Genomic DNA, 24818 nt, shown 5'->3' with positions numbered 1-24818 from the left:
CCGATGCAGATCAGCATGACCGTTAACGGCAGCGACGTCACGAGCGAGATTGAGCCCCGCGTGCTGCTGGTCCACTACATCCGCGAGGTCCTTGGCCTCACTGGAACGCACTGGGGATGCGATACGAGCAACTGCGGGACGTGCGTGGTCCTGATGGACGGACAGCCCGTGAAGTCCTGCACCGTCCTGGCCGCCATGGCCGCGGGGCACGACATCCGCACCGTCGAGGGACTGGCCACCGGCGGCACCCTGGACCCCGTGCAGCAGGGCTTCATGGAGGAGCACGGACTGCAGTGCGGCTTCTGCACCCCTGGGATGATGCTGACGGCCCGGGCACTCCTTGATAAGAATCCGCACCCGGACGACACCGAGATCAGGCAGGCCATTTCCGGGCAGATCTGCCGGTGCACGGGTTACGCCACGATCGTCCGCTCGGTGCAATGGGCCGCCGCCCATCCTGCCGGCACCGGCATGGGCGACGCGCCGGCGGCCGATGAGGTCCTCGACGGCACTGACACCGCCGTCCCAGACGTCGCCACGGAGACAGAGAACTCAGAGGTGAAGGCATGACCGTCATCCATGACCGGCCGTCAAACCCGGCCGCAGGCGATGAGGACCGCCCGATCGGCTACGGCCGCATCCAGCGGAAGGAAGACCCGCGCTTCGTGCGCGGCAAGGGTCACTACCTGGATGACATCGTGCTGCCGGGGATGCTGCACGGCGCCATCCTGCGCGCTCCGGTGGCGCACGCCCGGCTCGTGTCCATCGACACCACCAACGCCCTGGCGCATCCGAAAGTGGTGGCAGTCATCACCGGCAAGGACCTCCTGGGCCTCAAGCTCGCGTGGGCACCGACGCTCTCCGCGGACGTCCAGGCCGTGCTGGTCACCGACAAAGTGCGGTTCCAGGGCCAGGAAGTCGCGTTCGTCGTGGCCGAGGACCGGTACGCTGCCCGTGACGCCCTTGAGCTGATCGACGTCGAATACGATGTACTTCCCCCGCTGGTGGACGCCCGCAAGGCGCTTGACCCGGACGCACCGGTGATCCGTGACGAGATCGAGGGCCGGACGGACAACCGGATTTTCGACTGGGAGATCGGCGACAAGGCCGAAACCGATGCGGTGTTCGCTTCCGCGGATGTCGTGGTCAGCCAGGAGGTCGTGTACCCGCGGGTCCATCCCGCCCCGATGGAGACGTGCGGCGCCGTCGCCGATTTCGACGCCGTCAACGGCAAGCTGACGCTCTACGAGACCACCCAGGCCCCGCACGCGCACCGGACCCTGTTCGCGATCGTCGCAGGCATCCCCGAGCACAAGATCCGGATTGTCTCCCCCGACATCGGCGGCGGCTTCGGCAACAAGGTCGGGATCTATCCCGGCTACGTCCTCGCCGTCGTCGGTTCGATCGTCTCCGGCCGCCCGGTCAAATGGGTGGAGGACCGCTCCGAGAACCTGATGTCCACCTCATTCGCCCGGGACTACATCATGCAGGGCGAGATCGCGGCGACCAAGGACGGCAAGATCCTTGCACTGCGCACCCACGTGCTGGCCGACCACGGCGCGTTCAACGCCACGGCCCAGCCCACCAAGACCCCGGCCGGATTTTTCTCCATCTTCACGGGAAGCTACGACCTGAAGGCCGCCTACTGCTCCGTCACCGGCGTCTATACGAACAAGGCGCCCGGCGGTGTCGCCTATGCCTGCTCGTTCCGCGTCACCGAGGCCGTCTATCTGGTGGAGCGGATGGTGGACGTCCTGGCCCGCAAACTGGACATGGACCCGGCAGAGCTGCGGCTCAAGAACTTCATCAAGCCGGAGCAGTTCCCCTACGCGAACAAGACCGGCTGGGTCTACGACTCGGGCAACTACGAGGCCGCCATGCGGCTCTCCATGCAGCTCGCCGGGTACGAGGACCTTCGCCGCGAACAGGCCGAAGAGCGCGAGCGCGGGGAACTCATGGGCATCGGGGTGTCCTTCTTCACGGAAGTCGTGGGAGCCGGCCCCCGGAAGCACTTCGACATTGTGGGCCTGGGCATGGCCGACGGCGCCGAGCTGCGCGTGCACCCCACCGGCAAGGCCGTGGTGCGCATCTCGGTGCAGAGCCAGGGCCAGGGCCACGAGACCACCTTCGCCCAGATCGTGGCCGAGGAACTCGGCATCCCGCCGGAGGACATCGAGGTGGTGCACGGGGACACGGACCAGACCCCGTTCGGATTGGGCACGTACGGCAGCCGTTCGACGCCGGTCAGCGGCGGCGCCGTGGCCCTTGTTGCCCGGAAAGTGCGCGAGAAGGCGAAACTGATCGCCGGGGCCATGCTCGAGACGCGCCCCGAGGACCTCGAATGGGAAAAGGGCCGCTGGTTCGTCAAGGGCGACCCGAGCGTCGGCAAGACGATCGCCGAGATCGCCATGGGCGCCCACGGCACCGTCGCGTTGCCCGAGGGCGTGGACGGCAACCTCGACGCCGAGGTCACCTACGACCCGCCGAACCTCACCTTCCCGTTCGGCGCCTACATCTGCGTCGTCGACGTCGACCCCGGCACGGGGCAGGTCAAGGTGCGGCGCTTCATCGCGGTGGATGACTGCGGCACCAGGATCAACCCGATGATCATCGAAGGCCAGGTGCACGGCGGACTGACGGACGGTGTCGGCATGGCCCTGATGGAGATCATCGAGTTCGACGAGGCCGGCAACTGCCTCGCCGGGTCCTTCATGGACTATCTGATCCCCACGGCCATGGAGGTGCCGGACTGGGAAACTGGATTCACTGTCACCCCCTCCCCGCACCACCCGATCGGGGCGAAGGGCATCGGCGAGTCCGCCACCGTCGGCTCCCCGCCGGCGATCGTCAACGCCATTGTCGACGCCCTGGCGCCGTTCGGCGTCACCCATATGGACATGCCCTGCACCCCGGCCCGCGTCTGGGCAGCCATGCAGGGCCGGGCCAGGCCGCCGATCTGATGACCACCACCGCAGGATCCTTGGCCGCCAGGGCCGATGAGCTCGCCAGCCGCCGCGAGCCGTTCGTCCACGCCACGGTGGTCCGCGCCCAGCGTCCCACGAGCGCCCACGCCGGGGACACGGCCCTGGTGCTGCCGACCGGAGAGATCCACGGCTTTGTGGGCGGGAACTGTGTGGAGGCATCGGTGCGCGAGTACAGCCTGCAGGTTCTGGCCTCACAGGAACCCCTTCTGTTGCGGGTGCTGCCCGGAGAACCGTCCCGCACCGTGGAGGAAGGCGCCGTCGAGGTCTCCAACCCCTGCCTCAGCGGCGGGGCGATCGAGATTTTCCTCCAGCCGCGGATACCGGCGCCCCGAGTCCTGGTGGTGGGCACGACGCCGGTGGCGCAGGCCCTGGCGACGCTCGGTTCCGGCGTCGGCCTCGAAGTCGAACTCACGGACGGCGAATCCGCCGATCCCCGCGGCGATGACGCGGCATTGATCGTCGCCTCGCACGGAAAAGCGGAGGAGGGTGCGCTGGAGGCCGCCCTGCGCGCGGGCGTCCCCTACGTTGCCCTCGTGGCCAGCGAAACCCGCGGCGCCGCCGTTCTGGGATCCCTAGACGTCGACAACGCCCTGCGGCGGCGGGTTTTCACGCCCGCAGGGCTGCAACTCGGCGCCCGGACCCCCGGGGAGATTGCGCTTGCAATCCTGGCCCAACTGGTTGGGGAACGGTCCAAGGCGCGGCGCGCTGCCCCGCCCCTTGCGGCGGCCGCTGCCGAAGCGCCCACAGGCATGGGGGCGCCCACGGAAACAGGGCCAACGGAGTCAGGGCCGGCGAGCGCGGTCGACCCGGTGTGCGGCATGTCCGTCCCGGCCGTCGAGTCTTCCCTGCATCTGGAACACAACGGGATCACCGTCTACTTCTGCTCACCCGGCTGCCGCGCCGCCTTCCGTAAAGATCCGGAGCGCTATGCCCTCACGGCCTGAACCTCTGCTGACAGCCGGACGCCCCGGACCCCGGACCGCGGGAATCATCCTGGCCGCGGGTGCGTCCCGACGTCTGGGTCGGCCCAAACAGCTCCTGCCCTACGGCACGGGAGTCCTGCTCGATGCCGTCCTGGCGACCGCACGAGCCTGCGAGTTCGACCAGACGGTGCTGGCCCTGGGCGGCGCGGCGGCCGAGGTAGAGCACACCGTCGATACCAGCGGCTGCGAGGTGGTGCTCAACCCGGACTTCGGCGATGGGTGCGCGTCCTCGATCGCCACCGCGCTCGTTGCCCTGCATCCGGATACCGACGCCGTGGTCCTGTTGCTCGGCGATCAGCCCGGTGTCCGGGCCGCGAGCGTCCGGGCCGTGCTCGGCGCCCTGCTCCAGACGGGGTCCGACGCCCCTTCCGGCGTCCCTTCCGGCGGAGCCGGTGCTGGTTCGGCCGGCATCGCGGTGTGCCGCTACGACGACGGCGTGGGCCACCCGCTGGCGATTGCCCGGCGCCTGCTGCCGGACTTGGCCGCCCTGCACGGGGACAAAGCAGTCTGGAAGCTCCTCGAACAGCGGGCGGACGACGTCGTCGAGGTCCGCACGCCCGGTCCCGTCCCCCTGGACGTGGACACCGAGGAGGACTACAGGCGCATTCTTGGCGGACTGCAGGGGGCCGTATGACGACGGCGGCGCGGGCCGGGGCGGAGGAAGACGTACGGCGCAGGGTCCCGGATGTCGGGTCGCTGATGGCCGCGCTGGACCGCACCAACTACCTGGCCGACGTCGGACTGGCAACGGCCCTGTTCCTGGCAGTCCGACTGCCGCAGCCCATCCTGCTCGAAGGCGAGGCGGGAGTCGGGAAAACGGAGGCCGCGAAGGCGCTGGCCGAACTCCTCGACACCCCGCTGTACCGGCTGCAATGCTACGAGGGAATCGACGCCGGTGAGGCCCTCTACGAATGGAACCACCAACGCCAGCTGCTCGGCATCCGGCTGGCCGAAGTCCGCGACACCGAGGTCACGGAAACTGACCTCTTCGCCCCCCAGTACCTTCTGCGGCGGCCGCTCCTGCAGGCGCTGGAGCATTCCGGCCCGCGGCCTGCCGTGCTGCTCCTTGACGAGATCGACCGGGCCGACGCCGAGTTCGAGGCCTTCACGTTTGAACTTCTGGCGGAATCCGCCGTCACCATTCCGGAACTGGGCACAATCCGCGCCACCCATCCCCCCATCGTGATCCTCACTTCAAACCGGACGCGGGACCTTCATGATGCCTTGACCCGCCGCTGCCTGTACCACTGGATCGACTACCCTGGACCGGCCCGGATCGCCGAGATCGTGCGCCGCCGGGTGCCCGCCAGCAGCGGCCCGTTGGCGCTCCAAGCCGCGGCCGTCATAACCCGGTTGCGGACGCTGGATCTCGCCAAGCCGCCCGGCATATCCGAGGCAATCGACTGGGTCTCCGCCCTGGCCGTGCTCGGGGTGGAACGGATCGACCCCGGCATCACCGAGCAAACGTGGGGTTCCATCGTCAAGAACCGTGATGACCTCGAGCTCGTCGGCTCCCGCGGCGCGGCCTGGCTTGTGGACGGCACCGATGGCTGAAAACAACAGCGCCGCCCAAAACTACAGCGCCGCGGGGCGGCCGCCACGGGTCGAGGCAGCAGCCTTGTCCGCCGCGTTCGTCACGGCAATCCGGAGGGCCGGCCTTGCTACGTCGCCGGACCGGGCGGCGCGGCTGGCCGAGGCGCTCCATCTGATCCCCCCAAACCAGCTTGAGCAGCTCTACTGGACCTGCCGCGTGGTGCTCGTATCCGCGCGCGAACAGGTGCCCCTCTTTGATGCCGTCTTCGCAGCAGTGTTCCGCGGGAGTGCCGGCACCGCTCAACCGGGCAGTGCGGCCCGCCCGGCAGTGCAGACGCCGCCCGATCCGGGGCCGCGGACCAGGCCCGCAGCGCCGGGCACTCGGAAAGTGGGCACGGCCCCCGGTACGCGCCAGCATCCGTTCGTGGCTTCTCCGGGCCGGGACAGCTCGGCGGAGGGCCGTCCCGCCGATCGGGAGGCCGTCCTTGCCATGGTTTCCGCGGACGAACATCTGCATGAGGCATCGTTTGCCGAGCTTTCTGCCGATGAAGTTGGTGATGTGCGGCGGCTGGCTGCGGCGCTGCAGCTGGCGACGCCGTTGCGCCTGAGCCGCCGCACCCGCACGTCGGCACACAGCACAGCGAGCCTGGACGTCCGGGCGACAGTGCGCGCTGCCCGGCGTTCCGGTACCGATGCACCGCTGCTGCTGTATGCCCGCCGGCGCGAGCAGCGCCGCAAACTGGTGCTGCTGTGTGATGTTTCCGGATCGATGGAACCCTATGCGCGCGTCTTTGTATCCCTGTTGCAGGGCGCTGTGACCGGGGCCGGGGCCGAAGCCTTTGTCTTCTCCACGAGGCTGACCAGGCTTACGCGGCAGCTGGCCCTGCGCGATCCGGACCAGGCTCTGGCCCGCGCCGCTGTCTCCGCGCCGGACTGGGCCAGCGGAACCCGGATCGCCGAAGGCCTCCGGCGCTTCGTCGACGAGCACGGCCGCCGCGGACTGGCGCGGGGCGCTGTGGTGGTGGTGTTTTCGGACGGCTGGGCCTGCGAGGATCCGGAACAGGTCGCGGCGCAGATGGCCCGCCTGCGCCGGCTCGCCCACAGGATCATCTGGGTGAACCCGCGCAAGGCGGCGCCGCAGTACCAGCCCCTCGTGGGCGGCATGGCAGCAGCGCTTCCCTATTGCGACGCATTCGTCAGCGGCCACAGCTACCGGGCTTTGGCAGAGCTGGCGGCCGCGATTCGGGGTGACGGCCCGCAATCTGGACAGGGGCACGGACGAGCGAGAGGCAAGGAACCAGCTCATGCAAATTGACAGCACGTTCTCGGTGGTCGCACCGATAGACCGGGTGTGGGACACGCTGATGGACTTTGAAAGGGTGGCCGGTTGCCTTCCGGGTGCCAAGATCCTGAACAGGCTCTCGGACGACGCCTACCAAGTGGGCATGACGGTAAAGCTCGGGCCGGTCACGATGCAATACAAGGGCCTGCTGAACGTCATCGAAAGAAACGCCTCGGAACGCCGCGCCGTTCTTGGCGGCAAGGCCCAGGAGACCCGCGGACAGGGCACCGCCGAGGCGACCGTCACGCTGACGCTGGCCGAAGACGGCGCGGCCACGCGAGGGGCCGTCAACGCAGATCTCGCGCTGTCCGGCAAGGCCGCCGCCATGGGCAAGGGAGTGATCGGGAGCGTCACGGAGCAGATGATGTCCCTCTTCGCGAATAACCTGCAGGCCATGCTCACAGAGGGGGCACCTCCAGTCGCGGAAGCCCCTGCGGCGCCGGTCCCGACGGTTGTCCCGGAACCGGCGTCGGCCGCGGGGCAACCTGCCCCCGCAGCTGTCCCGGAGCCGGTCCCGGCGTCGGCCGCGCCGGGCGGCAGCCTGGATGGGCTGAGCCTGGCCAAGGGAATCGCGGCGGAGCAGCTGTCCAGCCCGGTCAAAGTCCTCGGCGTTGTCGCCGTCGTGGCGTGCATCGCCTACTGGGCCGGCCGGCGTTCGGCGTTCCGGCTGCTCCGGCTGTGCGGCAGGCTCTGAGGAGTGCCGATGCGCGATGTCCTGGCGACCATGTTGCCTGACTGGCGAAGGGGTGCCACTGCTGGCCTGGCCACCGTCGTGAGCACTTTCAAATCGGCGCCACGGCTCCCCGGGGCGGCCATGCTGGTGACGGCCGACGGCGAGGCCGTGGGCTCCGTCTCCGGCGGCTGCGTCGAGGGTGCGGTGTACGAGCTGGCCACCCAGGTAAAGGACGACGGCAAGCCGGCCCTGGTGCGCTACGGGATCAGCGACGACGACGCCTACGCCGTTGGCCTGACCTGCGGTGGAATCATCGACATCTTCGTTGAACCTGTCTCCCAGCGCCGCTTCGCCGAACTCGACGCCGTCGCGCAGGACATCGCCGCCGGGCGCCGGGTGGGGGTTGCCACGGTAATCGAACACCCGGAGGCCGACCGCGTGGGGCGGCATCTCATCGTCAGGCCGGAAGGATGCGAAGGCGACCTGGGCTCGGACCGGACCAACCGCGCCGTCGGCGACGACACCCAGGGCCTTCTCGCCGCCGGCCGGACGGGCATCCTGCACTACGGCGTTGACGGCGAGCGGCTCGACACCGGCATGCGCGTCTTCTTCGCCAGCTACGCGCCGCCGCCACGCATGATCGTCTTCGGCGCCATTGACTTCGCCGCGGCGCTGGCCCGTCTGGGCACTTACCTGGGGTACCGGGTAACCGTCTGTGATGCGCGGTCCGTTTTCGCCACGCCCGCGAGATTCCCCGACGCCGCCGAGGTGGTCAACGCGTGGCCACACCGGTATCTGAGCGACCAATTCGCCCAAGGACTGCTGGATTCCAGGGCAGTGCTGTGCGTCCTGACCCACGACCCGAAGTTCGACATCCCCGTCCTCGAAGTGGCCCTGCGCGGCAGCCCCGTGGCCTTTATCGGCGCCATGGGATCAAGGCGCACGCACGAGGACAGGATGGCAAGGCTGCGCGAGGCGGGACTGGGCGAGGCCGAATTGTCCAGGCTTCACAGTCCGGTGGGACTGGATCTGGGTGCCCGCACGCCGGAGGAAACGGCCGTTTCCATCGCCGCAGAGTTCATCGCCCAGCAGTGGAGCGGCAGCGGGGAGCCGCTGCGGCAACTCGGCGAACGAATCCACCACGACGACCAGCTGTGAGCCGCCGTCGAGGTGGTCGGGGGCGCCGTCGGGCGTAAGCTCATGCCATGGCGAGATACTTCGATGTGCACCCCGAGAACCCCCAGCCCCGTTCGATCCTCCAAGCCGTGGACATCGTGCGCTCTGGCGGCCTGATCGCCTACCCCACGGATTCCTGCTACGCCTTAGGCGCGCAGCTGGGAAACAAGGAAGCCCTGGACCGGATCAGGAGCATCCGGCACCTCGATAACAAACACCACTTCACGCTCGTCTGCAAGGACTTCGCCCAATTGGGCCAGTTCGTCCAGATCGACAACGACGTCTTCCGCAGCATCAAGTCCGTCACGCCGGGCAGCTACACCTTCATCCTGCCCGCCACCCGGGAGGTCCCCAAGCGGCTGCTGCACCCGAAGAAGAAAACAGTGGGCGTACGCATCCCGGACAACCACGTGGTCCAGGCACTGCTCGCCGAGCTCGGCGAACCGCTGCTGTCCAGCACGCTGCTGCTTCCGGATGAGGAGGAGCCTCTTACTCAGGGCTGGGAGATCAAGGAGCGCCTGGAGCACGTAGTGGATGCCGTGATCGATTCCGGCGACTGCGGTGCCGAGCCAACCACCGTGATCGACTACTCCAGCGGCGTCGCCGAAGTCGTCCGGCGCGGCATGGGTGATCCTTCCCGCTTCGAGTAGCGGAAGACGTCCGGCGACTGCGGCACGGCGTCCGCTACGGGTGGGTGCGGTGCCGGCTGAGCGGTTCCGGTTGAGCGGGGGGCAGGCTAGGCGGATTCCGCCGCGCTCGCCTGCCGGTTCCGCAGCCACCGGCGGATGAGGTCGATGGCAGCGACCAGCCCGGCCAGGGGCGACAGTACCGCTGCGGCATAGACGAACATCATCCAGGTCAGGGTGGTCACCGGGGACTGGCGGCTGCTCAGGAGGGACAGTCCACCGAAGAGGCCCAAGATCCAGAACAGGATGACCCCGGACAGCACTGCGGCTGCGGGGAAGTACTCGTTCGTGACGACTTTCTTCAAGGTTTCCATGGGCCCTCCTCACACCCGGCGGTGGGACTGCCCGCCAGGGTCATTCCCAGTATGAGGCCCAGCACGGCGGAATTTCCCGAGAATCCCGGCCACGTGACCAAGCTAACTCGTCGTCCCGGCGGTGACAGCCATTCGCGCCTTCAAAATGGCCCTGCCGGCCCGCCGGAGACTGGGATGCGGGGCGTTAGACCGCGGCCCGGACGCGCTGGAGGAAGGAATCAAGCACCCGCCCGGCGTTCTCATGCATGCGCCGCGACTCCGCCCCCGCCAACTGCCTGCTCTTGGGCCCGTTCAACCGCTCACCCAGATAGAGCAGCGCCGCCAATACCTCGGAGAGTTCGGAATTACTTTCCGCCCGCTTCCGCAGGAGCCGCAGATGAGCCTCTTGCAGGGCCGGGCCGGGGGTGCAGCCAAGGTCGTGGTCAAAGAGCCTGCGGCAGCGGTCATACGCCGCCAGGCCTTCCGCTGGCAGGCCGGCCTGTTCATAGGCTGTCACCAGTACCGTCCAGGCCCGCTCGTTCAGGGGTTCCGCCCGAATGGCAGCCTGGACCAGGTTGACGGCCTCGTCCGGTTTGTTCAGCAGTGCCGCCGTTTCGGCCGCGAGGATTTTCAGCGCCACCTTCTCGGCTGCATGGCGCACGCGCGCCTCTTCTGCCCAGTCAGAGGCAAGCTCGAACCCGAGCAGCGGCTCGGCGGAAATCTCCAGGGCCTCGAGCATCAGCGGGTAGGCCTCATCCGGAGGCAACTCACCGGCGTCGCGGGCCAGTTCACGGAACCGGAACAAATCCAGATCCACGAGGGTGGGGTCCAGGACGTAACCGCTGTTGGCCGTGCGGAGCGGACCGGTCTTGGTCTGGCCTGGCTGGATGGCGCGCCGGATACCGCTGATATAGCTCTCGAGCGTCGCCACGGAGCCATCACTCGCGCCGGCGCCCCAGAGAAGATCGATCAGGCGGGTCTTGGACACGGGCGTACCAAGGTTCAGCAAAAGAATTTCCAGTATGTGCCGGGGTTTGCATCCGCCCATGTCGGCGGCGGTGAGCGCCACGCCGTCCCGGCGTACTTCGAATGATCCGAATAGGCGGACCGAAATGGAGGGTGTAGTTTCCGTTGGGCTATCCACGATATTCTCCGATTTCCCCAGGTAAAACGAACTCCGTCGTCTGCGAAGAGCCGGATTAACATCGAAACCAGGCCGTACTGAGACTCTGTTCCCTCCGGCTTTCCAATGTCACCGTGACACGCCCGGCGGGGCGCAACAAGGCATGCCGCTACCCGATCTTTCGCCCAAAGAAAGACGCGTACAGGCGTCAGTACCGTTGAGTAAGGACGTAGAGCGGCGGGCAGGTAATTACGGCGCCAAACAAGTAATTTCGCGGGTGGTCGCCAATTGGACCCAAGTAGTTCAGCTGGGCACGAATTCGGCCCCGACGGGATAATTCCAGCCCGGGCAATCGCCCTGTCTGGGCTGGATTTTCGTTACTGGTTGTCGGTCATCTCCGCGGGCACCGCCACCAGCCGCAGGTCCGAGCCGTCACGGAGTACGGCAAGGTCCAGGGGCTCCCCGATCGCTTCGGCGAACAGCAGTTTCTGCAGGCTCTCGGCGTTGGAGACGTACATCTGCCCGACCTTCAGGAGGATGTCGCCGGCCCGGAGCCCGGCGCGCTCGGCGGGCGAACCCGGCAGGACCTCGACCACGAGCAGGCCCTCCCTGCGGCCTGTCCGGACGACGGCGCTTGGCTGCAACTGGATCGGCGTGTTCACCAGGCCCAGGTAGGCCCGGCGGACGCGGCCGTCCTTGAGCAGCGAAGCGATGATCCGCCGGGACGTGGCGTTGATGGGAACGGCCAGGCCGAGCCCGACTCCGGCCACGGCGGTATTGATGCCGACGATCCGCCCGCGGGCGTCCGCCAGGGCCCCGCCGGAACTGCCGGGGTTGAGGGCGGCATCGGTCTGGATGACGTCCTCGATCACGCGCCGGCTCCGCCCGGACCAGACGGGGATGGAACGGCCCAGTCCACTTACCACCCCGGCGGTGACGGAGCCTGCGAGCCCGAGCGGATTGCCCACGGCGATGACCAGTTGGCCGACCCGGAGCGATTCGGCGTCGCCCATTTCCGCCGGTGCCGCCGTGGGGGCCCGGCCGTGGACCACGGCAAGATCGGACAGCGGGTCGGCGCCCACCACGTCAACAGCCGTGCTGGTGCCGTCTGCAAAGACCGCGTGGCCGGACTGGGCGCCGCCCACCACGTGGGCGTTCGTGAGCAGATATCCGTCCGTGGTGAACAGCACGGCCGAACCCGCGCCGACCCTGAACCTGCCGTTGCGCCCGTTGCCGGTCATTTCGAGCGCTGCAACGTGCTGTGTGACAGCCTCTGCCACGCGGATGACCGTTGCGGAATAGGAATCCAGCGGGTCTTCGGACACATCGGATCCGGATACCCTGCTGATGGACGCGGCCATTGTGCACCTCCTGCTCACCGGTACTCATCCAAGTCAACCACCGCCGTCCCGGCGGTAGTCCCGGCGTGCCTACGCCGTCAGAGAAATGCGCCGGATGACGCTGCTTCGGTGGAACAGTTCAGCCCGGCGCGGATCCGCGGCTAGGCTCGGACGTAGATCCGCCCGACAGCCCAGGAGAACCTACGTGACACCAGCGTCCGCTTCCCCCGCTCCGCTGCCCCCTCCGGGTCTGACCTGGGGCATCAAGCGCAGCTTTATGGATTACATTTCCGGACTCCCGGACGGTGCCGTTTCCGCGGCCGCCGGCGCCACCGTGACCGAGACCGGCGAGTTCTGTTTCGCCCCCGCCGGCTCGGAGTACGATCCCGCCAGCGGCACCGGTGTGCTGCGGTTCCGCGGCGACGTCCGCGTTGCCGGACACCACGGAATGATGTTCGTCCGGCTGCTGGATCCATGGGTCGAATTCACGGCCGGGCACGGGGTCCTGTCGATCGGCACGGGCGACGGCGGCGGGATGGACCGCTCGGATGTCGGCACCCTGCGTACTGCCGCCCCCCGCAACATGGAAGGGTTCCTCGTCTGGGAGCGCGTCGAGGTTGCGGTCTCCGAAGCGGGGTCGGAACTGTTCGACGGCCAGTACGCCGCAGGCCAGGAGATGGATCCCCTGGTCATCCGCGTGCCCGCGTAAGTGGACGTCTCCTGCGTCGGCCCTAGCGGGGCCGGTCGGGACGAACCCGGACCGGTGCGAGGATCCGGATGAGCGCGACGGCGGTAATGGCGCCCGCCGCCATGATCGAGGCGAGCACAACGATCTGAAAGCGCCCCGCCTCCAGCGGCGAAAGTCCCCCGAAGATGGCACCCACAAACGCCCCGGGCAGGGTCACCAGGCCCGTCGTCCTGGTCTGGTCTGTCGAGGGGATGAGGGCCGAATAGACGGAACGCCGGGCCAGGTACAGTGTCGACTGGCGCCGTGTCGCACCCAAGGCCAGCCACGCTTCAACTTCATCCCAGCGTTCGTACACGGCCTCGGCAAAATTCCGGCCGGCCAGCGTGGCAATCGTCATGGCATTGCCAATCACGATCCCGCCGATGGCCAGCGCATACCGGGGCGTGAAGGCGATGGCGCCCGAGCCGAAATCGATCGCCAGGGTCACCACGATGCCCGCGGCCATCGAGCCGCCGACCACTGCCAGGCGGCTCCAGGCCCAGCCGAGGCGCCGTGCGGCTGTCACCGCTGCGACCGTGAACATCACGAGAAGCGCGACGCCGACCCAGACCGGACTGGTGATGACACCGCCAAGGATGAGGCTGATGACGGCGAGCTGGGCGGCCCCGCGAAGGATGGCCAGCGCCGGCGCGGCCCTGTGCGGGATCCGGAACGCCGCCAGGAGCGCCCCGGTCACCGCCATCAGGAGCCCGACGCATAGCAACGTCGGCAGCAAATCGGCGGACCAGGTCATCAGGCCAGCCTATATAGAGCCGCCGGCCGCCGGCCGCTGCCCCGTGCCGCAACATGGCTCCCGTACTGGGCACCCGTCCGTCCGTCTGCAAGGATGTGAACTGTCGTGGCGCCGTCGAGGGCCGAAGTTCGTCGAAGGAGACCCTTCATGGTTGAAGCCGCCCTTGTGGATCAGCAGGCCCGCCGGCATGTTCTCCATGCCCTGGCGTCGGGCACGGGAATCGGGTGGGACGGGCCCGACCGGGCCGTCTTCGAAGAGCGCTTCGACCGCCATTTCCCGGTCCTGTTCCGGCTGTTCCACGATCTCTACGGCGCCCGGCACGATTGGCTGGATCAGCTCACGGACCTCGTAACGCAGTCCGCCCGGTCGTGGGCCGAGAGGCCGGCTCAGCTCAAGAGCCTCGACGCCGAACGGGAACACAACAGTGGCTGGTTCCAGGCCAACACCATGCTCGGCGGCGTCTGCTATGTCGACCGGTACGCCGAGGACCTGGCGGGTGTCCGCGCCCGGATCCCCTATTTCAAGGAACTGGGCCTCACCTATCTGCACCTCATGCCGCTGTTCCTGGCCCCCGAACCGCAGTCCGACGGCGGCTACGCCGTCTCCAGTTACCGCGACGTTAACCCAAAGCTGGGCACCATGCAGCAGCTGCGTGAGCTTGCCGCCGAGCTGCGGGCGAACGGCATCAGCCTCGTCGTCGATTTCATCTTCAACCACACCTCCGACGAACATGAGTGGGCCCGGAAGGCGGCCGCCGGCGACCCGGCGTACAGCGACTACTACTGGATGTTCCCGGACCGGTCGATGCCGGACGCGTTTGAGCAAACCGTGCGCGAAATCTTTCCGGACGACCACCCCGGTTCCTTTGTCGAGTTGCCGGACGGACGATGGGTCTGGACCACATTCCACACGTTCCAGTGGGACCTGAACTACTCCAACCCGGACGTCTTCCGGGCCATGGCCGGCGAGATGCTGTACCTGGCCAACCAGGGTGTGGACATTCTCCGGATGGACGCCGTCGCCTTCATTTGGAAGCAGCTCGGGACCCCCTGTGAGAACCTGCCCGAAGCCCACACGCTGCTGCAGGCGTTCAATGCCGTGTGCCGGCTGGCGGCGCCGTCGCTGCTGTTCAAATCCGAGGCGATCGTCCACCCCGATGAAGTGGCCCGGTACATCGACCCGGCCGAGTGCCAGCTCTCCTACAACCCTTTGCAGATGGCGCTGATCTGGGAGGCGCTGGCCACCCGCGACGTCTCGCTGCTCACCCAGGCCCTGGAACGGCGCCACAACATCCCGGACGGCACGTCCTGGGTCAACTACGTCCGCAGCCACGACGACATCGGTTGGACGTTCGCGGATGAGGACGCCGCCGAGCTTGGCATCAATGCCTTCGAGCACCGGCGGTTCCTCAATTCCTTCTACGTGAACCGTTTCCCGGGAAGCTTCGCCAGGGGCGTGCCCTTTCAGGACAACCCCCGCACCGGCGACTGCCGGATTTCCGGCACGACGGCGTCGCTGTGCGGGCTGGAGGGTGGAACAGATGCGGCGGTGAACCGCATCCTGCTGGCCCATTCGGTGGCCTTCAGCACTGGGGGCATCCCGCTGCTGTATCTCGGTGACGAAGTGGGACAGATCAACGACTACCAATACGCCGTCGAGGACGGTCACGGAACTGACAGCCGCTGGGTGCACCGGCCGCACTACCCGGCCGCCGAGTATGCACAGCGCATAGACCTGGAAACCCGCGCCGGGGCGGTCTACGCCGGGCTGAGCCGGATGATTTCCGTACGGTCCGCGACGCCGGAGCTGGCCGGCACCCGGCTGGTCGGGTTCGCCACGAATAACCCGGGTGTCCTGGGGTACCAGCGTCCGGGAGATGGAACCCTGATCCTTGCGCTGGCCAACTTCAGCGATAGCCCGCAGGAAGTAGCGGCGGTGACGCTCTCGGGCTTCGCGGCCGGCGCCGTCGACATCCTGACCGGCGTCCACCTGCGCCTCGACGCGGGACTCGTCCTGCACGCCCAGCAGTTCCTCTGGCTCCGGGTGATGCCCCGGCCATGAGGTCTTCGCTCTCGGCACGTCAGCATGGCGGGCCGGGAAATAGCTGTTGTGGCAGCTGCTAAGGAGTGCCAGGTGCGCCGCTGCGAAAGGGCCGTGTCCGGCCGCACACTGGTTGAGGAGAGCGTGCGGCCGGAAACTCGGTACGGACGGCCCCGCGGCCGCCGGCAGCCGGTCTTCGGCGGCCTATTCCCACTCTCCCGCATGCCGCTGAGAAGGGGCTGAGAGCGGCATCTCCCGGAGCCTACCGTGCGGCTCCGGACCGCTCCGGCCACCGCCTTGGGTGTGGGACGGGCGCGAGGTGCCGGCAATGCTGCCGCAGTGGTTGTCCGGATCCACGCATTGACGCATTCTTGGAACATGGCACTGGGTAAGCGAGTCACATCCAGCCGTCCCGGCAGGGGCGAAACTCGTTGGGGCGTGCGGAAGCGCTCGACGGCGGTCGCCGTCGGCGTCGTGGCCGTGGCGCTGCTGCTCGGCGGTGTGGTCCTTCTTGTCCTGCTGCAGGCATCCCTTGCGAGATCGAGCGACGCCACCGCCCGGCAGAGGGCCATGGACGTGGTCTCTGAGATGGAGGATATGGACGTCATGGATGCCCGCGCCTACATCGTTGATACGGCGCATGCCGGCCAGTTCGTCCAGGTATTGGATGCCGAAGGGTACGTATTGGCTGCTTCGGATACCGAGGTCGCCAACACGCCGCTGTCAGCCCAGCGGCCCAGCCCGGGCCAGACCATGACCCAGGACGTCTCGAGTCTTCCGAGCATCGGGGACAACGACGATTACCACATCGTCACCGTGGGAGCGCGGACCGGCACGCTGAACTATACGGTGGTGGTGGCCCAGGCGTCGCAGATACAGGCGGACACCTTTTCCACGGTCGCGTGGTTCATGCTGGGAGCCACGCCGCTGCTGCTGGTTACCGTGGCAGCGTCCGTGTGGCTCTTGGTGGGGCGCTCCCTCCGCCAGGTGGAACGGATCCGTGGCCAGGTGGCCCGGATCAACGCCGAACAGCTGGATGGGCGCGTCGATGTGCCGCCCACCAACGATGAAATGCAGGCCCTTGCGTTAACCATGAACACGATGCTGGACCGGCTGCAGGCCTCGGACACTGAACAGCGCCGGTTCGTCTCGGACGCCAGCCACGAGCTGCGCAGCCCGCTGGCCACGCTGCGGGCCGGAATCGAGATCGCCGCTGCGGACCCGACCGGGGCGATGTGGCTGCAGATGAAGGATGTCCTCGCCGAGGAGACGACCCGAATGAGCTTCCTCGTCGAGGATCTGCTGACGCTGGCCAAGGCGAATGACGGCGGCCTGAAGGTGGAGCAGAAGGACGTCGACCTTGACGACGTGTTGGACCAGGAGATCCACCGGCTGCGGTCCACCAGCCGGAACCAGATTTCGGTGGAGCTCGTTCCGGCCCGGATCCGGGGCGACGCCCGCCGGCTGGCGCAGGTCCTGCGGAACGTCCTGGATAACGCCGACCGCCACGCCCTTTCTCGGATCGCCGTGGATCTGCATACCGCCGGCGACCGGGTCATCATCACGGTCGACAACGACGGCGACCCCATACCGGAGGCGGACCGGGAGCGGATCTTCGAACGCTTTGTCCGGCTCGACGGCAGCCGCTCCCGGGAGGGCGGCGGCAGCGGACTGGGCCTGGCCATCGCGGCGGGAATTGTGGCGGCCCATCATGGCAGCATCCGTCCGACGGACGGACCAGCGGGCTATTGCCGGTTTGAGATCACCCTTCCCCGTCAGGAGACGGCGGAAGTGACGCCTCGCGAATCCCGGCGGCACGGGGTCCAGGGATCGGGTCGGCGCTGAGCAAATAGCCCATGCCGCGCACGGTGGTCAGGCTGTGGATCCCGAAGGGGACATCGATCTTGCGCCGAAGGTAGCCGATATAGACCTCCACAACGTTGTTCGCGCCCTCGAAAGCCGGATCCCAGACGTTTTGCAGAATCTCCGCCTTTGAGACAATTTGGTCATGCCGGCGCATCAGGTAGTGCAGGAGGCCATACTCCCTGGCCGTGAGGCTGATGAGGGTATCGCCGCGGCGCACACTGTGACTGACGGGGTCCAGCGACAAGGTGCCAAGCGTCATGATGACGGGCCGGGCTGGCGCTCCGCGCCGGATCAGCGCCCTGATCCGGGCCACCAGCACCAGGAAGCTAAACGGCTTCGTGAGATAGTCATCAGCGCCCAGGTCGAAGGCATCGGTTTGGTCGTATTCGCCGTCCTTGGCCGTGAGCATCAGAACCGGAGTCCAGACTTTGCGTTGCCTTAATTCCTTCAAGACGTCGTAGCCGTTCATCCGCGGCAGCATAAGGTCCAGAAGGATGGCATCGTACTCGTTCTCCAGCGCCGCCGAGAGTCCACGCACGCCGTCGTGGGCGACGTCGACCACGAACCCCTCGTTCTTCAGTCCGCGACGGACAGTTTCCGCCAAGGCACGCTCATCCTCGACCATCAGAATCCGCAATCCGGCCCCCTTCGTTTGAGCCAGTATGGCCCTTCCCGGGCCGGGCTGGAAGGAACCTGCCGTGTCCAGTGAGAGGGTGGTGCTCGTCGCCGTCCGGTTAGGCCGGCTGGGTTGGCCCGAACAGCCATCCCGAAACATCGCTGCGCAGGATCACGTGGGGTCCTCCAGTCGGACTGACGCTCCCGTTCGGGACGTAATAGCCGCGCCCGGCTCCTGGGCCGCCGGCCGCGCGGTCGATCGCGTCGGTGAGGCGCCGGGTCAGGTGCCCGCCGGGGCCCAGGCACCGCAATTCATTGAGTTCGTCCTGCGTGAGCCGTCCCAGTACTGCAGCGATTTCGGCCATGGTGAATCCCTCCCGACGGATTGTGCCCAAGGTGGATGGTGCCTAAAGAATCAAGGCTAGGGCACGCAAATTAACGGCACATGACGTCCCGGTGACTAGTGGCGAACGAAGCGTGAAGGGTGGCGCAACGGTCGGCCGCCTCCGGGTGTCACGAGAGTCACTGCCGCGACTCCCCCGGTCCCCAGCATTTACACGGCGTCATGCTGTACGGTCAATCCCGGAGATCCGGAAAGCCGGAAAACCGGAGATCCGGAAAAACTCTGAATCACACACCCAGCAACTGAAATGAGTACCACCAGGTGGCAACCGATTATGACGAAGTACGCTCCGACGTCGCGGAATCACGCAACGCTTCCCTGGAGGCGCTCCGTTCGGCGAATGCGCCTGACGCCCGCAGCGTTGTCCGCGAACTCGACGAGGCCGATACCTCCGAAGGCGTGGAACTTCCGGGAGCTGACCTTTCCGGCGAGGAACTGACCGTCACGGTCATTCCGCAAAAAGAGGACGAGTTCACCTGCTATTCCTGTTTCCTGGTCCGGCACCGGTCCCAGCTGGCCAAGGAGAAGGCCGGTCACGCGTACTGCGCCGACTGCCTCAGCTAACCCTCCGGCAGGAGAGGCTCAGCCCTCGGAGGCGCGTTTGCAGGGACCGGCCCGCCTGGAAGAGCCGGCTAACGGCGCATGAGGCTGCGTCAGCGTTGTCCTCAAACGGCGGGGAAGTCCAACGAGGGCTCGTCCGCGGTGGCGAGGGTCAGGACGGCCTCCTCGACGGTTTCGTGGTCCTCAAGTTCGCGTTCAACCCGGCGCAAGGCCACGGCGACCTCGTGTTCGCGGAGGTCCCCCAGTATGTCCACTGCTGCCACGACGTAAAGCTTGCGCGGCCCAACGTACTCGAGATGCAGGTAGGTGATGCGCTCGATCTCGGGGTGCTCGAGGAGGCGGCGAGCCATGGTGCCCTCGATATCGCTGCTCACTGCCTGCCCCACCAGGAAACGCCGGTTCCGTTCGATCAGCACGACGGCGACCGCGGCCAGCAGGATACCCACGAGAATGGACCCCACGGCGTCCGGCACGGAGGACCCCGTGACCTGGTGCAGGAATATCCCGGCGAAGGCGATGAGCAGGCCGATCAGCGCAGCCCCATCCTCGGCAAAGACCGCGCGCAGCGTGGGATCGGAGCTCTTGAGGACCTGTTCGAGGGTTTTCCGGTCCAGCTCGCGCGCCGCCTTCCGGGTCTGCCGGACCGCCTGGGTGAAGGACACGCCCTCAAGGACGAACGCGACCGTCAGCACCACGTACGCGATCGCGTAGTCACCCGCCGGCTCCGGGGTGATCAGCTGCTGGATGCCGTGCATCACTGACACCACCGCCCCGGCCGTAAACAAGCCAAAGGCGGCAATCATGGACCACACGTAGGCCTCGCGTCCGTAGCCCATAGGGTGGGCCTTGTCCCTTTTCCTCGCGGCCTTCCGTTCGGCGATGAGCAGGAAGACCTGGTTGCCGGTGTCGGCCCAGGAGTGGGCAGCCTCTGCAGCCATGGACGCCGAGCCGGTGATGAGCGCGGCCACGGTTTTGGCCACCGCGACCAGAACGTTCGCGGCAAAGGCAATGAGCACAGTGAGCGATGCGGACCAGGACTTCTTACTCTCACGCTTCACGCAATCTTCCCTCCCGCGGATGTGGAATGCATGCCAGTGACTACGCTATCTCCTGCGCCCCGCGTTCAAGGTGATCTGGCTCCATTCGTGCCGAGTAGGAGCACAATGAAAGTAATATGTTCATCCGCTCTTTTTCCACAAGCTGCTCGGGGTGGTGCGCAATGAATGAAGGCTCAGCGTTCGATGCGGAGGCCAAAGGCGGCGGCACTGCCACCTTCACCGCGCCGACCAAGCCCGGAACCTACCCGTACCGCACCTTCCATCCGGGCATGCACGGGGTGGTGATCGTCAAATGAGCGATCATCAAATGAGCGCCCAAGATCCCGGACGGTCCGTGCGAGTCCATGGAGCCGACATGACCTTGCGCATTCTCACGGCCGTTGCCCTGTTCATTGACGCCGCCGTCCACATCCATCTGGCCCCTGGCTACCAGGCTGGGAACCCCGCGGGCATCGGCCAAGGCAACCTATTCCTGCTGGAATCGGCCGCGGCTGTGCTTGCCGGGTTGTACGTACTGCTGCGCGGCAGCAGGGCCGCCTACGCCGTCGCGTTCGCCGTTGCACTGAGTGCCTTCGTCGCCGTAGTGGCCTACCGCTACGTGAATATTCCCGCGTTCGGGCCATTCCCGGCCATGTATGAGCCCATCTGGTTCTTCGAGAAGTCCCTCAGCGCAGTAGCCGAAGGCGCCGGAGCCGTTCTGGCGGCCGTCGGCTTCGTCCGGGCCGGACGGCGGACGCCCCGGCGCCGTGCCCCGTCCCCCCAGTGAACAGGCCAGGGCAATCTAGCCTGGGATCAGCGGGCGGCCGCCGTGCCGTTGCGGATGCCGGGGCCGCTGTCGCCGCCTATCTTGTGGTGTGGGCCTTGCTCGGCACGGCTATCCTCACCGATCCTGTTCCCTGGTTCCTGGCCTTGGCGGCGGGTGCAACGGTAATCGTTCGGGCCGCTGGCTCCGTTTTGCGGCGGAAACCCCGGTTTTCCACCCCTGCGGACCGAGTTACCCTGGGCAGGGCCACCATCGTGGCCTGCTGTGCCGCCGAGACGGTGGTCGGCTTGATCGCCGGAGCCGGAGCCGGAGCAAGCCCTCTGGTGGTACTCCTGGGCACGGCAGCGTTCCTGCTCGATGCCGTGGATGGACGGGTGGCCCGGTTTACGGGGTCGGCGACGGCCGAGGGTTCACGGCTGGATTCGGATACGGACGCCGCCCTCGTTTTGGTGCTGTCCTGCGCGGCAGCGGGAACGTTCGGCCTGTGGCCCCTGGGCATCGGCCTGATGTACTACGCGTTCCTCGCAGCCGCCTGCTTCCGGCCGTCCCTGAAGAATCCGCTGCCGTCCAGCACCGTCCGCAGGGTCATCGGAGCCACCCAGCCCGCGGCCTTGCTGTTCGCCCTATTGCCCGGCGTCCCTCCATCGCTGGGAGCCATGGTGCTCGGCTCCGCGCTGGGGCTGCTGGGCTATTCATTCGGGCGGGACGTCGTCGAGCTGGAACGGCTCCGCCGGGCGAGCCCCGACGCGGTGGCCGGCTCCACGTCCTCACGGGCCGGAGCCCCGGCGGGCACCTAACGCGGTGCGGGTCTTGGCGCCAGGTTCTCGGCCGCCGGGCCTTGGATGACCGCACCGTCCGCGGCAAACCGCGAGCCGTGGCAAGGGCAGTCCCACGTCGAGTCGTCCGCGTTGAACGCAACAGTGCAGCCCAGATGCGTGCAGATGGCCGAGACGGCGAGGAGGTCCCCGGCAGGGTCGGCATAGACGGCGGTCATTTCGCCGTCGATCTCCACGACGGCGCCGTCGCCGGGACGCAGCCCGGCGACGGTCGGCTGTTCTGGCTGCGGGAGTTGTGCTGCTTGGTCCAGTTGAGGGCGTTTCCCGCCGGCCTGGCCGGTCGAAGAAGTGTGCTTGCGGTTGGTGTCGAATACCGCCGCCCAAGGGTTGTGCCGCCCCGATAGCGTGTCGGCCAGGATCAGCGCCGCGGCGGTGCCATTGGTCAGGCCCCATTTGCGCAGCCCGGTGATCACATGGAGGTGTGCCGCCGTCGGGGTCAACGTCCCGGCATAGGGCAACCCGTCGACGGGCATGGTGTCCTGCGTGGACCAGCGGAAGCTGGCCTCCCCGGTGCCGAGGCGCTCACGGGAGAATGCCGCGAGGCGGCGGTACCGGGCGGCAGCATCGGCGGTCTCGGTGGCCCGGTGGCCCTCGCCGCCGGTGAGAACGTATCGGGAGCCGTCGACGTCGATAGCCAGGATGGAGCGCATCGGCTCGTCCACGCTGATGAACGTCCCGTTCAGGGGCGCAGCAGGTGCCGGGCACGCAACGAGGTAGGAGCGGTGCAGGTAGCAGCGCTCAGCAAACAGACCGGCGTCGCCAACCGGGACGTTGGTGGCAACGATTACCTCGCGAGCCCGGACCGTGCCGTGCCCGGTCTCGACGACGCCGGGCACACCATCGCGGACCGAGGTGACGCGCGAGTCCTCCAGCACGTGGCTTCCGGCCCCGTCCACCGCGCGGGCGAGGCCCTGGAGGTACTTCACCGCGTGAAGCTGCGCCTGGCCGTCGAGCCGGACTGCGCCCCGGACAGCGAAGGGCAGCGGCACGTCGGAGGTAAAGGCCGCAGGAAGGCCGAGCCGGGCGGCCAGGCCCGCCTCGTCGCGGACCCTGGCGAGGGCGTCGTCGGATTCTGCGTAGGTGTAGTTCGACACCCTGCGAAAGTCGCAGTCGATCCCTTCCTCCGCAACGATGCGCGCAATGTGCTCGATGGCGGCCTGGTTGGCCTGCCCGTACCTCCCGGCGACGTCCGGTCCGTGCCGGTCCGCAAGTTCGGTGTAGACGAGCCGGTGCAGGGACGTGACCTTGCCGGTGGTGTGCCCCGTGACACCGGTGCCAATCCGCGCGGCTTCCAGGACCGCGACGGTTTGACCGGCACGTTTAAGGGCCAGTGCCGCAGTCAGGCCGGCGAGCCCTCCCCCAACCACGGCCACGTCGACCTCAAGATCCGAGTCCAGGGAGGGATACGTGGTTACTCCGGCTGTGGCGACCCAGAGCGAAACCTGTCTCCCTGCGAGCCGCTCACCCACGGCGCAGCCTTCCGATGAGCATCCGGACTCAGAGGCCCTCGACTGCTTCCAGGCGGCCGGATCGGACCGCGTCGGCGAAGGCCTCGTAGTCCTTCTCGTTCTGGTCCGCGTAGCGCTCGGAAAAATCGGTGATAGAGCGCTCGAACTTGTCGCTCTTGCCGAGATAGGCGGCAATCGCGATGGGGTCGCCCGACCGGGCGTGGGCACGGGCGAGCGTCCATCCGCATGCGTTGGCATACAAATTCATGCCAAGCGGTTTCATGCCTTCCACAATGGCTGAGCCCTTCATGTCACGCAGTTGGCGCCAATACAGGTATCGGTTGTCCTGCACGCCCTTGGTCCACCCCAGGAAGATGTCACTCGCGGCCTGCATCATCCGCTGGCCCTGCACCACGCGCTCGCCCGGCTGCTTGAACTTGCTCTTCGGCAAGTGGTCCTCGAGCACCGACCTCGTCGCCTCCTTGACCTGCAGGAACAGCGGATCCTGCTCATCCCGGCCCTGGAGCAAGGCGATGAACGCGCGCGTGCCGACACTGCCGACGCCCACGACCTTGCGGGCGACGTCGATGACTTCGAAGCGCTCCAGCAAGATACGTCGGTCATCTGGCAGCGTCGCCCGGTAGGAACGGAGCTGCTCACGAACCGCGCGCTGAATCTCATCGGCAGACATGCCGAATGATTCACCCAGCTCCCGTGCGGGAATGACGATCGGCGGCTGGCTGACGATCCGGTACTCCCCGTCCACCCGCTCGGCGAGCTTGGAGAGTGCCTGTAGGCTGTCGCGGGTGTGGGCCTTGGCGACGTTCTGTTTCGCCACCTTTTCCATCCCCTGGGCTGCCTTCTTGAGGGCCTTGCCCTTTTGAGTTGCGACGGCCAACTCGAGGGTTTCCATTAGCTGTTCCTCGGACAGACGGGCATACCAGATGTCCAGGGTGCCCATCTGCGCGAACTCTGCCATCGCCTCCCGGTACGCCCGCACGGCGGCGAGGGTGACATCATGCGTCTCTTCCTTGGTGTACGCGTTGTTCCGCGCCGCGATCGTGAAACTCGCGGCCATCCGCTTGACGTCATACTCAAACGGCCCCGGAAGTGTCTCGTCGAAGTCGTTCAGGTCGAACAGCAAGGTTCGCTCCGGCGAGGCGAACACGCCGAAGTTGGACAGATGGGCGTCCCCGCAGAGCTGGACGCGCAGGCCGCCGCGCGGCGTGTCCTTCAGGTCGGCGGCCATGACCTTGGCCGCGCCCCGGTAAAACGTGAACGGCGAGACCAGCATCCGGCCGTGGCGCACCGGCACGAGGTCTTGTTCGCGGGTGAGGTTCTGTTCCTCGAGCAGCGCGACCGGATCCGGGCGGTCGGGCGCGGGCACCCAGTCCGTGTGGCTGGAGACGGGCGTCTTCTCCCGGTACTGCTTGCCCTTCGCAGCACGTTCCTCGACGCTTGGATGTTTGACTTTCTTCTCGGCCATGCTCGGCGACCTCCCTTTGACGTCAGGAACCGCCACCGGCACTATTTGCCTGGGTCAGTCCCGGCTGAGCGCGCTGACGCGCCTTGGGTCGAGCTAATGCGATTGTGGCCCCCAAGCGGCCCCTCGTC

At 67.3% G+C, this 24818-nt stretch carries 25 protein-coding genes; 16 read left to right on the top strand and 9 right to left on the bottom strand.

Annotated elements, in window-relative coordinates; genetic code table 11:
- The first annotated feature begins 3 nt into the window (after window positions 1–3).
- Genes BLS42_RS05345 through BLS42_RS05305 form a run of 9 tightly spaced genes read left to right on the top strand, consistent with a single transcriptional unit; the run spans window position 4 to window position 9341 of the window.
- Complete coding sequence (locus BLS42_RS05345; RefSeq protein WP_090577604.1) at window positions 4–570, top strand: (2Fe-2S)-binding protein; 567 nt, start codon at window positions 4–6, stop codon at window positions 568–570.
- Complete coding sequence (locus BLS42_RS05340; RefSeq protein WP_090577601.1) at window positions 567–2960, top strand: aerobic carbon-monoxide dehydrogenase large subunit; 2394 nt, start codon at window positions 567–569, stop codon at window positions 2958–2960. The genes BLS42_RS05345 and BLS42_RS05340 overlap by 4 nt, the downstream gene beginning before the upstream one ends.
- Complete coding sequence (locus BLS42_RS05335; protein WP_090577598.1) at window positions 2960–3928, top strand: XdhC family protein; 969 nt, start codon at window positions 2960–2962, stop codon at window positions 3926–3928. The genes BLS42_RS05340 and BLS42_RS05335 overlap by 1 nt, the downstream gene beginning before the upstream one ends.
- Window positions 3912–4601, top strand: a complete 690-nt coding sequence (locus BLS42_RS05330) for a nucleotidyltransferase family protein (protein ID WP_090577595.1) — start codon at window positions 3912–3914, stop codon at window positions 4599–4601. The genes BLS42_RS05335 and BLS42_RS05330 overlap by 17 nt, the downstream gene beginning before the upstream one ends.
- Complete coding sequence (locus BLS42_RS05325) at window positions 4598–5521, top strand: AAA family ATPase (RefSeq protein ID WP_176803205.1); 924 nt, start codon at window positions 4598–4600, stop codon at window positions 5519–5521. Before BLS42_RS05330 ends, BLS42_RS05325 begins: the two co-directional genes overlap by 4 nt.
- Window positions 5514–6815, top strand: coding sequence for a vWA domain-containing protein (locus BLS42_RS05320; RefSeq protein ID WP_090577592.1), 1302 nt, complete (start codon window positions 5514–5516; stop codon window positions 6813–6815). Before BLS42_RS05325 ends, BLS42_RS05320 begins: the two co-directional genes overlap by 8 nt.
- Window positions 6805–7536 (top strand): SRPBCC family protein, encoded by a 732-nt coding sequence (locus BLS42_RS05315; RefSeq protein ID WP_090577589.1) that lies wholly within the window; start codon window positions 6805–6807, stop codon window positions 7534–7536. Before BLS42_RS05320 ends, BLS42_RS05315 begins: the two co-directional genes overlap by 11 nt.
- Window positions 7537–7545: 9 nt before the next feature.
- Window positions 7546–8673: an XdhC family protein gene (locus BLS42_RS05310; protein ID WP_090577587.1), complete on the top strand. Its 1128-nt coding sequence runs from the start codon at window positions 7546–7548 to the stop codon at window positions 8671–8673.
- 47 nt (window positions 8674–8720) lie between these two features.
- On the top strand, window positions 8721–9341 hold the full coding sequence (locus BLS42_RS05305; RefSeq protein ID WP_090577584.1) for an L-threonylcarbamoyladenylate synthase: 621 nt from the start codon (window positions 8721–8723) through the stop codon (window positions 9339–9341).
- An 86-nt stretch (window positions 9342–9427) separates the two neighbouring features.
- Here the strand turns inward: BLS42_RS05305 and BLS42_RS05300 are convergent, their stop codons facing one another.
- The 3 genes from BLS42_RS05300 to BLS42_RS05290 form a co-directional block, all read right to left on the bottom strand.
- Window positions 9428–9691: a hypothetical protein gene (locus tag BLS42_RS05300; RefSeq protein ID WP_090577581.1), complete on the bottom strand. Its 264-nt coding sequence runs from the start codon at window positions 9689–9691 to the stop codon at window positions 9428–9430.
- 184 nt (window positions 9692–9875) lie between these two features.
- Window positions 9876–10814 carry an AfsR/SARP family transcriptional regulator gene (locus BLS42_RS05295; RefSeq protein WP_256336266.1) on the bottom strand — a complete coding sequence of 313 codons (939 nt, stop codon included), beginning with the start codon at window positions 10812–10814 and terminating at the stop codon, window positions 9876–9878.
- A 356-nt stretch (window positions 10815–11170) separates the two neighbouring features.
- Complete coding sequence (locus BLS42_RS05290; protein ID WP_090577578.1) at window positions 11171–12154, bottom strand: S1C family serine protease; 984 nt, start codon at window positions 12152–12154, stop codon at window positions 11171–11173.
- Between the two features lie 184 nt (window positions 12155–12338).
- On the opposite strand from BLS42_RS05290, the gene BLS42_RS05285 reads away from it, so the two are divergent.
- On the top strand, window positions 12339–12842 hold the full coding sequence (locus tag BLS42_RS05285) for an HtaA domain-containing protein (RefSeq protein ID WP_176803203.1): 504 nt from the start codon (window positions 12339–12341) through the stop codon (window positions 12840–12842).
- Between the two features lie 22 nt (window positions 12843–12864).
- Here BLS42_RS05285 and BLS42_RS05280 read toward each other — a convergent pair whose 3' ends face one another.
- Complete coding sequence (locus BLS42_RS05280) at window positions 12865–13614, bottom strand: ABC transporter permease (RefSeq protein WP_090577573.1); 750 nt, start codon at window positions 13612–13614, stop codon at window positions 12865–12867.
- Between the two features lie 147 nt (window positions 13615–13761).
- On the opposite strand from BLS42_RS05280, the gene BLS42_RS05275 reads away from it, so the two are divergent.
- Together BLS42_RS05275 and BLS42_RS05270 are read left to right on the top strand one after the other, a co-directional pair.
- Window positions 13762–15675 (top strand): alpha-amylase family protein, encoded by a 1914-nt coding sequence (locus BLS42_RS05275; protein WP_090577570.1) that lies wholly within the window; start codon window positions 13762–13764, stop codon window positions 15673–15675.
- A gap of 417 nt (window positions 15676–16092) precedes the next feature.
- Entirely contained in the window at window positions 16093–17499 is a 1407-nt protein-coding gene (locus tag BLS42_RS05270; RefSeq protein WP_090577567.1) for a sensor histidine kinase, read from the top strand.
- Here the strand turns inward: BLS42_RS05270 and BLS42_RS05265 are convergent.
- Window positions 17417–18157 carry a response regulator transcription factor gene (locus BLS42_RS05265; RefSeq protein ID WP_090577564.1) on the bottom strand — a complete coding sequence of 247 codons (741 nt, stop codon included), beginning with the start codon at window positions 18155–18157 and terminating at the stop codon, window positions 17417–17419. The two genes, BLS42_RS05270 and BLS42_RS05265, sit on opposite strands and share 83 nt — an antisense overlap.
- A 97-nt stretch (window positions 18158–18254) precedes the next feature.
- The gene (locus tag BLS42_RS05260; RefSeq protein WP_090577561.1) at window positions 18255–18500 is read right to left on the bottom strand and encodes a hypothetical protein; all 246 of its coding nucleotides are present in this window, start codon (window positions 18498–18500) and stop codon (window positions 18255–18257) included.
- Window positions 18501–18799: 299 nt separating this feature from the next.
- Between BLS42_RS05260 and BLS42_RS05255 the strand changes: the two genes are divergently transcribed.
- The gene (locus tag BLS42_RS05255) at window positions 18800–19102 is read left to right on the top strand and encodes a DUF4193 domain-containing protein (protein WP_028276793.1); all 303 of its coding nucleotides are present in this window, start codon (window positions 18800–18802) and stop codon (window positions 19100–19102) included.
- A gap of 101 nt (window positions 19103–19203) precedes the next feature.
- Here the strand turns inward: BLS42_RS05255 and BLS42_RS05250 are convergent, their stop codons facing one another.
- Window positions 19204–20157: a cation diffusion facilitator family transporter gene (locus tag BLS42_RS05250; RefSeq protein ID WP_090577558.1), complete on the bottom strand. Its 954-nt coding sequence runs from the start codon at window positions 20155–20157 to the stop codon at window positions 19204–19206.
- A 161-nt stretch (window positions 20158–20318) separates the two neighbouring features.
- On the opposite strand from BLS42_RS05250, the gene BLS42_RS20510 reads away from it, so the two are divergent.
- From BLS42_RS20510 to BLS42_RS05235, 3 genes are all read left to right on the top strand, one after another.
- Entirely contained in the window at window positions 20319–20453 is a 135-nt protein-coding gene (locus BLS42_RS20510; protein ID WP_256336265.1) for a cupredoxin domain-containing protein, read from the top strand.
- Window positions 20454–20512: 59 nt separating this feature from the next.
- Window positions 20513–20923 carry a hypothetical protein gene (locus BLS42_RS05240; protein ID WP_256336264.1) on the top strand — a complete coding sequence of 137 codons (411 nt, stop codon included), beginning with the start codon at window positions 20513–20515 and terminating at the stop codon, window positions 20921–20923.
- 86 nt (window positions 20924–21009) lie between these two features.
- Complete coding sequence (locus tag BLS42_RS05235) at window positions 21010–21717, top strand: CDP-alcohol phosphatidyltransferase family protein (protein ID WP_256336263.1); 708 nt, start codon at window positions 21010–21012, stop codon at window positions 21715–21717.
- On the opposite strand, the gene BLS42_RS05230 is transcribed toward BLS42_RS05235, so the two are convergent.
- Together BLS42_RS05230 and BLS42_RS05225 are read right to left on the bottom strand one after the other, a co-directional pair.
- Entirely contained in the window at window positions 21714–23225 is a 1512-nt protein-coding gene (locus BLS42_RS05230) for an FAD-dependent oxidoreductase (RefSeq protein WP_090577549.1), read from the bottom strand. The two genes, BLS42_RS05235 and BLS42_RS05230, sit on opposite strands and share 4 nt — an antisense overlap.
- A gap of 28 nt (window positions 23226–23253) precedes the next feature.
- Window positions 23254–24690, bottom strand: a complete 1437-nt coding sequence (locus BLS42_RS05225) for a DUF2252 domain-containing protein (protein ID WP_090577546.1) — start codon at window positions 24688–24690, stop codon at window positions 23254–23256.
- Window positions 24691–24818 lie beyond the last annotated feature (128 nt).

The sequence above is a fragment of the Arthrobacter sp. ov407 genome (genome assembly GCF_900102895.1).
In the GTDB taxonomy this organism is placed as follows: Bacteria; Actinomycetota; Actinomycetes; order Actinomycetales; family Micrococcaceae; genus Arthrobacter.
Note: the sequence above shows the minus strand (reverse complement) of the source record. Positions and strands in the feature narration are given on the sequence as shown.

Coding starts and splice junctions, on each gene's coding strand:
- BLS42_RS05290 (WP_090577578.1), bottom strand. CDS start 12,154: ATGGCCGCGTCCATCAGCAGGGTATCCGGATCCGATGTGTCCGAAGAC.
- BLS42_RS05340 (WP_090577601.1), top strand. CDS start 567: ATGACCGTCATCCATGACCGGCCGTCAAACCCGGCCGCAGGCGATGAG.
- BLS42_RS05320 (WP_090577592.1), top strand. CDS start 5,514: ATGGCTGAAAACAACAGCGCCGCCCAAAACTACAGCGCCGCGGGGCGG.
- BLS42_RS05240 (WP_256336264.1), top strand. CDS start 20,513: ATGACCTTGCGCATTCTCACGGCCGTTGCCCTGTTCATTGACGCCGCC.
- BLS42_RS05275 (WP_090577570.1), top strand. CDS start 13,762: ATGGTTGAAGCCGCCCTTGTGGATCAGCAGGCCCGCCGGCATGTTCTC.
- BLS42_RS05300 (WP_090577581.1), bottom strand. CDS start 9,691: ATGGAAACCTTGAAGAAAGTCGTCACGAACGAGTACTTCCCCGCAGCC.
- BLS42_RS05310 (WP_090577587.1), top strand. CDS start 7,546: ATGCGCGATGTCCTGGCGACCATGTTGCCTGACTGGCGAAGGGGTGCC.
- BLS42_RS05345 (WP_090577604.1), top strand. CDS start 4: ATGCAGATCAGCATGACCGTTAACGGCAGCGACGTCACGAGCGAGATT.
- BLS42_RS05260 (WP_090577561.1), bottom strand. CDS start 18,500: ATGGCCGAAATCGCTGCAGTACTGGGACGGCTCACGCAGGACGAACTC.
- BLS42_RS05305 (WP_090577584.1), top strand. CDS start 8,721: ATGGCGAGATACTTCGATGTGCACCCCGAGAACCCCCAGCCCCGTTCG.
- BLS42_RS05280 (WP_090577573.1), bottom strand. CDS start 13,614: ATGACCTGGTCCGCCGATTTGCTGCCGACGTTGCTATGCGTCGGGCTC.
- BLS42_RS05330 (WP_090577595.1), top strand. CDS start 3,912: ATGCCCTCACGGCCTGAACCTCTGCTGACAGCCGGACGCCCCGGACCC.
- BLS42_RS05315 (WP_090577589.1), top strand. CDS start 6,805: ATGCAAATTGACAGCACGTTCTCGGTGGTCGCACCGATAGACCGGGTG.
- BLS42_RS20510 (WP_256336265.1), top strand. CDS start 20,319: ATGAATGAAGGCTCAGCGTTCGATGCGGAGGCCAAAGGCGGCGGCACT.
- BLS42_RS05335 (WP_090577598.1), top strand. CDS start 2,960: ATGACCACCACCGCAGGATCCTTGGCCGCCAGGGCCGATGAGCTCGCC.
- BLS42_RS05325 (WP_176803205.1), top strand. CDS start 4,598: ATGACGACGGCGGCGCGGGCCGGGGCGGAGGAAGACGTACGGCGCAGG.
- BLS42_RS05225 (WP_090577546.1), bottom strand. CDS start 24,690: ATGGCCGAGAAGAAAGTCAAACATCCAAGCGTCGAGGAACGTGCTGCG.